Below are 6,026 nucleotides of genomic sequence, written 5' to 3'. Positions count from 1 at the left end.
AACTCAGTGGCAGCAGGCCAGACCGCTGTGATTTATGTCGACACCAGAGTCCTGGGACAGTTCACAATTGCGAGAACTGTCAGTGATCTGAACGTGGTGGCCACCGCATGAGCGAAGATGCTCTTTTCGAAATTGAAGACGTTCCAGATGCGAATCCTTCTGCTGAACAAGTTTCTGAATTAACCGACTTCGAAAAAGCACAGACTGAAGCAATTGAGCTAACAACGAAGATTAACGAAGCAGCAGACGCATATTACGAGCGTGATGAAAGCATCATTTCTGACGCTGAATATGACATGGCGATGCGTCGGCTAGAAGAGATCGAAAAGACGTATCCGGTTCTTCAGGGCCAAGACAGCCCAACCCTCAGCGTAGGTGGGCGAGCTGCAGCAACTTTTGAAAAGGTTCCTCATCTTGAACGCATGATGAGTCTTGACAATGTTTTTTCTGAAGAACAATTTCTTTCTTGGGCTGAAAAGACCGAACGAGACGCTGGGGCAGCGATTGAGTACCTCTGCGAACTCAAGATTGACGGTCTCGCAATCAACCTCCGCTATGAGAACGGAACCTTGACCGGCGCAACTACTCGTGGCGACGGAGTTGTCGGAGAAGATGTAACCGCCAACGTGCTCACTATTCAAGGCATTCCACACCGCTTGGCTGGAAGTGGATTCCCTGAACTCATGGAAGTTCGTGGTGAGATTTACATACCTACCGCTGAATTCGAAGAGTTGAACAAACGATTGTTAGAGGCAAAGGAAAAGACTTTCTCTAACCCCCGTAACTCTGCAAGCGGTTCTCTTAGGCAAATAGATCCAGCAAAAACCGCTGCTCGGCCTTTGCGTCTACTTGTCCACGGTATTGGGGCTTGGAACGAAGTACCAGTAGCGAATCAGTCGGAGGTTTATGCACTACTCGAGTCCTGGGGCCTGCCAACTTCGAAGTATTTCAAAGTACTCTCAAGCGCTTCTTCGGTTGCTGACTTTATCTCCGAAATGGGAGCTCAGCGACACAGTATTGACCACGAGATTGACGGCATCGTCATCAAGGTCGACGATTTAGCTATTCAAAAGAAACTCGGTGCGACAAGCCGTGCTCCAAGGTGGGCTATTGCTTACAAGTACCCACCTGAGCAGGTCAACACCAAGTTGGTGGATATCAAGGTGAGTGTGGGACGCACTGGCCGAGCAACGCCCTTTGCAATAGTTGAGCCCGTTCAAGTCGCTGGGTCAGTTGTCGAATACGCAACTCTCCATAATCAGGATGTAGTCAAAGCCAAGGGTGTTCTTATTGGGGACACAATTGTTATTCGAAAAGCAGGAGATGTAATTCCAGAGATTTTGGGCCCAGTTCTTGAACTCCGAAATGGAACTGAATATTCATTTGTAATGCCAGAAGAATGCCCTGAATGCGGATCTAAGCTGGCGCCTGCTAGCGAAGAAGATATAGATCTTCGTTGTCCAAACACAAAGGGGTGTCCAGCTCAAGTTCGCGGACGTGTTGAACACATAGGTAGTCGCGGTGGTCTTGAAATCGAAGGTCTAGGCGAGTCAACTGCTGAAGCATTGACAAATCCAATTCCGCCTATTCAGCCTGCGTTGCTAACTGAAGCGGGACTTTTTGACCTCACTCTGGAAGGCATCTTTCCCCTCGAGGTTTGGAATTACTCCGATATTCGAATTCGTGAAATCAAGCTCGATAAAGATACAAAAGAGCCTCTTCGTGAACTTCCATTCCGTCGCATCCGAAAGATCGGCAAAAAAGTTGTCATGGATCCACCCTTTGATCCTGAAGCAGAAGTCTTCGATGGTGACGAGCAATACATTCTTTCTAAGGGTGCCTTTGAACTCATTGCTGAGTTGGAAAAGGCAAAAACAAAGCCTTTCTGGCGAATGCTTGTTTCCCTCAACATTCGTCACGTCGGGCCAGTAGCTGCACGAGCACTTGCGAATCATTTTGGTTCTATCGAGGCCTTAGATGAGGCTTCTGCAGAGGAGCTTGCAGCAGTTGAAGGTGTCGGCCAAATCATTGCGGAATCGGTCAAGACCTGGCTAAGTGTCGACTGGCACCGAGAGATTGTTGATCGTTGGAAAGCAGCAGGAGTTCAACTTTTCGTGCCTGGACACCCAGGGCCAGGGGCTGCAGTGTCCAGTGACGGCCCTTGTAGTGGCCTCATCATCGTCGCAACAGGTTCATTAGAAGGATTCACACGTGACGGAGCGCAGGAGGCAATCATTGCTGCCGGCGGAAAACCGGCATCCTCCGTGTCAAAGAATACGAACTACGTAGCTGCTGGCCCTGGCGCTGGTTCAAAACTAACGAAAGCAGAAGAGCTTGGGATTCCAGTGTTGGACGCTGAAGGATTTAGGAAATTGCTAGAGGGCGGTCCAGCAGCTGTCAGTAGCTAAATGGATGATGGGGGAATGATGTCTAAAGGCTTTGCTGTAATCGATGTTGAAACTACGGGTTTCAGTGCACAAAAATATGACCGAATCGTTGAGATCGGCATCGTGTTTCTTGATTCTCAAGGTGCGTTAGAAAGCACCTATTGCACCCTTGTTAACCCAAACCGTGATGTTGGTCCGACTCATGTGCACGGGATTACTGCCAAAGAGGTTTTTGATGCACCTGAATTCAAAGACATTGCTCAGGATTTAATATCTCTACTCGCAGGAAGAGTTCTTGTATTCCACAATGCACAATTTGATACTTCTTTCCTTTTTGCCGAATTTGAGCGGGCAGGATATTGGGTCAATGGGGCGCAAATCCCGGTGATGTGCACGATGCAACTTGCGACCGATTTCCTACCAGGGAATGGGCGGTCACTAGAAGCTTGCTGTGGTGCCTACGACATAAATAATTCAAGAGCCCACTCAGCTCTCGCAGACGCAGAGGCTACGGCTGAACTACTGCGTGCCTACATGAACCAAGAGCCAAATATGCAGATCTGGGACCAGGCACTAGATCAAGCTGATGGTGAATATTGGCCAGAAGTCGAGCCTCAAAATTGCGAACCTAAATATAGAAGTGAATTAATTTCCCTAGATTCTTCTTTTGTGAAAGATGTTGTTTCACGTCTTCCTGAAATTGAAGGGAATCATGCCGAAATTGGGCTTCTTGCGCTGTTCGATGACATTCTCAGTGACGGTGAAATTACAGAAGAAGAAGCCGGAATTGTCGAGGATTACGTCAAGACCTCTGAAATATCCGCCCAAAGATTCAACGAAATCAGAGATCTCTACTTTTGGGGTTTTGCAACAATTGCCTGGGCTGATGAAGTCCTGATTCCTGCTGAAATAATCGGTATCCGTTATGTCGGAAAACTAATGGGAAAAACAACCGAGGAAATCGATAAGGCACTAACGGAGCCCCTTGGACAACGCAACAAAGATTCAAGTATTGAATCGATTAGTTTCCACTTTGAGTCAGGGGACGTTGTTGTATTGACGGGTGATATGCCGCAACCTCGGTCCTACTATGAGCAAAAGCTCGAAGCCAGAGGAATCATTTCTTGGCCTTCAGTTACAAAAAAGGCAAAAGCAGTTTTGGCAGCTGATATTTACTCTTTGTCGGGTAAAGCAAAACGAGCTCGTGTACTCGGTATCCCTGTTCTTCCGCTAGAAGAAGTTATTGCTCAAATCGGATAGTTATGGAATCTAGGCGATCAACTTCTTTGGCAGGAATCATCTTCCTGCTGAGCTCTGCTGTGTTATTTCTGTTAGCCCCATTAGCAATGCCTTCTGATTACAGCTGGATCAGTAACTCCATCAGTGAGTCCGGAGCGCAAGGCCTCACTGGTGCGTGGGTGACGCGTTTAGGTTTCCTCACCTTCGGACTCGGCGTCATTCTTGTCGCACTTACTCGCTGGGATGCATGGAGAACATCTGCAGGGCTTTTGTTGTTCGGTTTTGGTTTCCTGATGCTCACCGTGGCGGCATTCTCAACCAGACAGTGGAACGCAGATTCTTCGTTCAATGAACTTGAGAGCAACCTGCACTCAGTCTCCGCCAGCGTCATGGGCTTTTTCTACGGGGTTGGAGTATTGCTGGTTATCTTGTTCGAAAAGCAAGCTTCTCGGGCAGTGAAGATGTTGGGATGGGCTGCCGTAGTGACGTCAATAGCGATGCCCATACTTGTCGGAGTCATTCCCGAATTTGGTGGCGTTTTCCAAAGGATTATGTTCGCTATCGCGATCGCTTGGTTTGTAGTTCAGGGAAGAAGTTCCATGATTAACGGGGAATCTTGATGAAACGCGTCCTCGTCTATCTCGCCATCACGTTTGTTTGGTCATGGAGCTGGTGGATTTCACTTGCAACTTCAGGAACCGTCACACACGCAGGTGTGGGATGGCCAACTCACCTGTTTGGTTTACTGGGCCCAGCCATCGGTGCTTTCGGCACGGTGGGAATCTTCGACGGACGTACCGGGCTCATCGACCTCTGGAGCCGCATCACCAAATGGCGAGTTCGTTGGTGGTGGTATGCCCTCATTGTTGTGACTGCCTTAGGCGCCGTCATTCCTGGAGTAGTTGATCTATCTTCAGCATTGAAATATTCGGGCGCACCTGAGTGGGGATTGTTCACCATCGTGGTGGTCCTCGTACTCAATGGTTTTGGGGAAGAAATTGGATGGCGCGGATTCCTCGCCGATTACTTCCTGAAGAAGCACTCCACTGCGGTAACGGCATTCTTGGTCTGGATCATCTGGGGTGTGTGGCATGTGCCACTGTTCTGGGTTGTCTCGAGTTTTATGGAACTCGGAATAGGCGGAACCATTGGGTGGGCACTGGGACTTCTCAGTGGTTCTATCTGGCTTACCTGGATGTATAAAGGTGCCGGCTATTCGATCCTTATCGTCGCCCTGTGGCACACGGCCTTCAACTTCTCTACGGCTACAGATGCCACAGCGGGCGTGCCTGCTGCTGTCATCAGCACTTTGGTCATGATTGCCAGTGTCGTTGTGCTGTGTTTTCCACGGGTGTGGAAGAAGCCACAGTTCTCTAGATAAACACCGCAATAGTGATGGTCAAGATCAACATGTCCTGAGCAAAGTGAATGAGCCATGCCCAACCTAAACCTCGTGTGTCTTGGATTGACCGTGTGGCAAACCACGCCAAGAAACCTGCCATCAGCGAACCGATGAGACCGCCAGGAATTCCGAAGTAATGCACACTTCCAAAAATCACTGCTGAAACCCAGGGCGCATAGCGGGCAAACTTTCCAGTGAAACCTTCAGCGATGGTCCATCTAGTGATGATCTCTTCGTTAAAGGCATTCACGACTGACAGAGGAATGGCCACGGCGAAAGCCAAAGCCCAGGAACCCAAGGGAACAGAGCCTAAGTCGGATCCATCAGCTACGAGAAGAAATACAAGAGTGACCAGAGAGATCGCAACCAAAAAGGTGAGACCGATTCTCTTCCAGTTATCTTTTGCGCTGATGCCCAGAAGCTTGACGGGAGTTGCCGGGGCAGACATGTTCCCTCGGCGCAGGAAGTGAAGTTTCTTTCCTGTTGTGAACCACATGGACAGGATTACCAGCAGTGAAATACCCAGGGTGATCAGCTGGTAGATGAAATACAAGCCGAGGTCTTTATTGTGCTGTTGCCCTAAAGCGAGACTCAGCCACAGCAAGGAACCAGTTCCGAGAACGGCAATGATGGATGAGACAGTTGCCTTGTAGCGCTGTGTCATGGAGTAGTTCCAATTCAGGAAGAAGATATCTCAAGAATAGTTTGAGATATTGAAAAGGGGCGGTGACCTTCGTCGCCGCCCCTCATATTCCTATGCTCTACGTCGCCTGTGGATGGCTAAACCAGTTAAGACTCCGCCGCTCAGCAAGAGTGAGCTTGCAAATCTAATCATCTCCGAGCTTTTGCTTCCTGTGTTGGGGAGGCTAGAGCTTCCACCGCCAGAGGGATCAACAGACCACTGAGCATAGAGAGTGATGTTGGATGTGCCACTGGGGGAGTATGGAGAACTCAGTGCAGTCCCGCCTGTAGGAGAAGTAAACCAACCGATGAAGACG

General features: G+C 49.2%; 6 protein-coding genes and 1 pseudogene. 5 read left to right on the top strand and 2 right to left on the bottom strand.

Going from position 1 to position 6,026, the window contains the following annotated elements:
• The 5 genes from Q0362_RS09700 to Q0362_RS04835 form a co-directional block, all read left to right on the top strand.
• Positions 1-111 (top strand): aminomethyltransferase beta-barrel domain-containing protein (locus tag Q0362_RS09700; RefSeq protein ID WP_366099776.1); only part of this gene is annotated, 111 nt, incomplete at its 5' end.
• A complete protein-coding gene (ligA, locus tag Q0362_RS04850) occupies positions 108-2,408 on the top strand; it encodes an NAD-dependent DNA ligase LigA (protein WP_298120522.1) in 2,301 nt (766 codons plus the stop codon). The genes Q0362_RS09700 and ligA, both read left to right, overlap by 4 nt.
• Before the next feature lie 15 nt (positions 2,409-2,423).
• Entirely contained in the window at positions 2,424-3,647 is a 1,224-nt protein-coding gene (locus Q0362_RS04845; RefSeq protein WP_298120518.1) for an exonuclease domain-containing protein, read from the top strand.
• A 2-nt stretch (positions 3,648-3,649) separates the two neighbouring features.
• Positions 3,650-4,246, top strand: coding sequence for a DUF998 domain-containing protein (locus tag Q0362_RS04840; RefSeq protein ID WP_298120515.1), 597 nt, complete (start codon positions 3,650-3,652; stop codon positions 4,244-4,246).
• Positions 4,246-5,007: a CPBP family intramembrane glutamic endopeptidase gene (locus Q0362_RS04835; RefSeq protein ID WP_298120512.1), complete on the top strand. Its 762-nt coding sequence runs from the start codon at positions 4,246-4,248 to the stop codon at positions 5,005-5,007. Before Q0362_RS04840 ends, Q0362_RS04835 begins: the two co-directional genes overlap by 1 nt.
• Here Q0362_RS04835 and Q0362_RS04830 read toward each other — a convergent pair.
• Entirely contained in the window at positions 5,000-5,692 is a 693-nt protein-coding gene (locus tag Q0362_RS04830) for a type II CAAX prenyl endopeptidase Rce1 family protein (protein WP_298120509.1), read from the bottom strand. The two genes, Q0362_RS04835 and Q0362_RS04830, sit on opposite strands and share 8 nt — an antisense overlap.
• 90 nt (positions 5,693-5,782) lie before the next feature.
• Positions 5,783-6,026 (bottom strand): annotated as a pseudogene (locus Q0362_RS04825) (hypothetical protein); the annotation flags it as partial.

It is taken from the genome of uncultured Aurantimicrobium sp., from assembly GCF_936931525.1.
Lineage (GTDB): Bacteria > Actinomycetota > Actinomycetes > Actinomycetales > Microbacteriaceae > Aurantimicrobium.
Note: the sequence above shows the minus strand (reverse complement) of the source record. Positions and strands in the feature narration are given on the sequence as shown.